This is a genomic window from Dyella sp. ASV21 (assembly GCF_016428975.1).
In the GTDB taxonomy this organism is placed as follows: domain Bacteria; phylum Pseudomonadota; class Gammaproteobacteria; order Xanthomonadales; family Rhodanobacteraceae; genus Dyella.
The window spans coordinates 1-3,832 of the sequence record NZ_JAELTT010000134.1 but is presented as its reverse complement, the minus strand read 5'-3'; the positions used below and the strand labels follow the sequence as shown (position 1 = coordinate 3,832).

At 66.4% G+C, this 3,832-nt stretch carries 2 protein-coding genes; both read left to right on the top strand.

The window, feature by feature from the left end:
* On the top strand, positions 1 to 2,427 hold a 2,427-nt coding region (gene vgrG, locus JHD67_RS21095; RefSeq protein WP_199101108.1), incomplete at its 5' end, for a type VI secretion system Vgr family protein.
* A gap of 77 nt (positions 2,428 to 2,504) precedes the next feature.
* A partial coding sequence (locus tag JHD67_RS21090) for a hypothetical protein (protein WP_199101107.1) occupies positions 2,505 to 3,832 on the top strand: 1,328 nt, incomplete at its 3' end.

Below are 3,832 nucleotides of genomic sequence, written 5' to 3'. Positions count from 1 at the left end.
CGCATGGACGGCCCGCAGGTCGCCACCGTGGTCGGTCCTCCCAACGAGGAGCTGTGGGTGGACGAGCTGGGGCGCGTCAAAGTGCAGTTTGCCTGGGATCGCCAAGGCCGCTCCGACGAAAACAGCTCCTGCTGGATCGACGTGGCGCAAGGCCTGGCCGGCGCCACGTGGGGCGCCATGGCGATACCGCGCATTGGGCAAGAAGTGACCGTGGATTTCTGGGAAGGCGATTGCGACAGGCCCTTTGTCAGCTCACGCCTACCCAATGCCGTGCAGCGGCCGCCCTACGAGCTGCCCACGTTCCATGCGCTCATGCCTATTCGCAGCAAGGAGCTTAAGGGCCGGCGCAGTAACGAACTTCGCCTGGACGATACGCCCGCGCAGATCAGCGCGGCGCTGATGAGCGACCATGCCAGTGCCGCGTTGCATCTGGGCTATCTCACTCATCCGCGCCCGCAGGGTGGTGAGCCGCGCGGCGAAGGCTTTGAACTGCGTAGCGACGAGTTCGGTGCGGTACGTGCGGGCAAGGGCGTGTTGGTGTCCGCCTATGCGCAGAACCAGGCGAGCGGGCGCACGCTGGATGTGGCCGAGCTGCTCGCCCAGGTCGAGCAACTGAACCAACACGCGCGCGAGCTGTTGGAGCTGGCCCATCGGCAGCAAGCCATGGCGGCCGATCACGGACCCCGCGATGCGCTGGTGCAGGCGGTGCGGTCGCTGGGGGCCGGCGCCAACGATCGCGGCGGAGAGGGCGGTGCCAAGCCCGTCGTGGTCACCGGCGCGCCAGCCGGTGTGATTACCGCCACGCCGGCCAGCGTGCTGCAGGCGGCGGGCGCCAACATCGAGCACGTGGCCGGTCAGGATCACGCCACCACCGCCGCGCGTCGCATGCACGTGACGGCGGGCGAGGGCATCGACGCCTTCACCGTGGCCGGTGGCATTCGGCACCTGGCGGGCGGGGGCGACGTCACCACGCAAGCCCAGCAGGGCAGCGTGCACGTGCAGGCCAGCGAAGACATTTGCCAGGAGGCCACCAAGCTCGCCTTAATGCGCGCTCAGGAGCAAGTGGCGCTGCAATGCCAGCGAACCGGCCTGGTGTTGAATCCCGACGGTGTCGTCGAGCTGTTCTGCAGCAAGTTCCTGGTGCACGGCCAGCTCATGGTCACGGGCGACGCGGCGCTGTCTAGCGCCATGGCCGAGCATTGGGCGGTGGCGGCGGCCCCGCACCCGTTGCTGTCCGAGTGTGGCGTGGCGGTGGGCGCGGCGGCGGGCATGGCGCTCGCTGGCGACGAGCCCATGTCGATGCCATCGCCCACGGTGGCTGGGCTTGCGCCCGCCCCCGTCAGCGGCAACAGCGGCATCGTCGCGTTGCCTCGTGCGGAGCTGCCACCACCGCGCATCACGCCCACCATCGACCCACTACGGCCGCCAGCGATGGTCGCTCCCTGCGTCTGGCATCTCAAGGACATTCCACCACGCAACATGACCATGGACATGGAGTGCACCGATTACTACATGGTCGATCGCAACTACCAGTTCACGCTGGATGGCTATGGCCAGAAACAACTGATGCGCTACGGCGGCGCCAAGGGCACCTTCGAGCTGCGTTACGACGAAAGGAAAAACGAAATCGTCGCCACCTTGCGCATGGCGCTGGTGGCGATGGAGGTGCGCGTGCGCGCCAACGCGAACGCACCGTTCGAGATGGCATCGGATGGGCGCCATGTCACGGTGCCGTACAACGCCGATGACTACCAACAGATCACGGACCCGGTGACCAACCGGGTCATCTACGACGGCGACCGCACGACCCACCCCACACACCCCATTCGTCCGCGCGACAGCAAGGCCCCCGCGCCGAATGCCGCCGCCCTGTCCAAGCAGGCGGAGGTCGTGCTCAATGCCGATGGCTACCAACTCATGCGCACCAGTTGCGGCAAGGGCGATGCCTGCGGCTGCCGTATCCCGGTGCGCTTTGTGGTGCAGGTGGTGAACCCCAAGGAGAAGGGCGCGCCCAAGCCACACGCCACGGTGAATGTGTACGAACAAGCGATACGCGCCGACAGTGGCAATTGGGGCGAGGTGGCGGTGCAGCAGGTCGTCAATAAGCCGAACCCGAACGCGCCCGATTACGTCCTCAACCCGCTCAACCACGTGGTGGCCCACGAAGCCGGTCACCTGTTCAGTTGGCCGGACGAGTACTACGACAACGGCGGCGCCATCCACCGCGACTGTATCGAAAACAAAACGGTGATCCGCGCCAAGGTGGAGGCCCTCAAGGGCCAGCCGCGCTGGCAAGGCATGACCGATAACACCTTGATGGGCTACGGCGTGTACCGCGAGGGCTCGGGTATTGCGCCCTACTACCTGGAGCGCATCGCCACCTGGTTCCAACAACAAACGGGCCGACCGTGGAGGGTCGTGACATGACACGGCGCAACTCAACCACCCATTGCCACCTGCTTGCCTTCGTACTTGCTGCTGCCACTTTGCTCGGAGCCCCTGCCATGGCTGACGATATCGACACATCCACCCTCCCCGCCGATGCCGTGGCGCTCAGTGGCCGCTGGGGCGACTATATCCAGGGCGTGAGCAGCGGCGGTGGGCGCTTCCAGGTGGTCTATCGCGGCGGCGTGGAGGCTATCTACAACCTGACTGAATTTACCGAAGGCACTGGCGTGGGGGTGCTGGAGGGGCCTCTCTCTCTGTTGCCCAGCCAGACGTGGGAATCGGCGCGTAAGCTGATTTGCGAGGGCAAGGATTTTGGCGGCATGCGTCCCCTCAACCCCTGGGCCACGGGCAGTGCGCGCTGTCCGGATGGTCGTATGGCGGGCGCGAGTGGCGACTCGGTGGTGGGTGGCAAGGACGCCAAAATGTTGGTTGGCCTGCTGCACAGCCTGCTGGTGCCGTACTACCGCCATGGCATTGGCCCCCAAGGCACCCGCCGCGTCTGGCTCACCGCCGAAACCTACCTCGCGCCGGCCGGCAACCAGCTCAAGGTGACCTTGCGGCTCATCAACAGCGGCCAAGAGGATATCGTGCTGCGTAGCCCCGATCAGTGGGAGGGGCGCTACAACCCCATGGGCTCGGGATATAGCTATATCACCATCGGAGGGTATGACAGCCTGGGTCATCAGATTGACTTGCCTCACCTCGGTGGTAGCGCCCTGGCGCCGGGGCAGGAGTTCACCGATGGCCAGTGGGTGATACCGGCCGGGCAACAGCGCGACGTGGTGTTTTTGACCTATCCCGAGAAGCCGTTTCCGGCAGGCAGCTATGAAACCGGGGGCGGGCTCGACTTTATCCACGTATTGGCGCCCGCCAGTTTGAAAGGCTCCGTGGGCATGCGATTCCGCCACACCATCAACAACCGCTTCGAGCGCAACTTCCCCGCCGACGATGCCGGTCGTGCCGAGCTGGAAGGCGCCCGCCGCCTGCGCGAAGCGCATCAGCCGCCCCTGCGCATCGGCGACAAGGTGACCGAAGGCGGCTGGTATCGCGCGGTCTCTTCGGACAAGGGCACGCCCGAGCAGCGCGATAGCATCCCGCGCCTGTTTCACACCGGCGACGTGCTGCCGCCGTTTGAGGTGATGCACTGGTCGGACGCGGGCACGAGCCGCGTCGGCGAAGCCACCGGTTGGCGCTGGGAGGCGTACGGGGACGCCCAGATGACCGTTCGACCGGGCGAGCGCTGTCCGCGCAGTGGCACTTGGCTGCCCACGTTGCCGCTGGGGGCGCCCGAGTACTTCCATGCGCAGGTGCGGCCCACGCGCATGGAGGCCGGGCGGCCCGTACTCAAGTTCGGCTTGCCCAGCGCGGCGCAGGAAAACCAGGT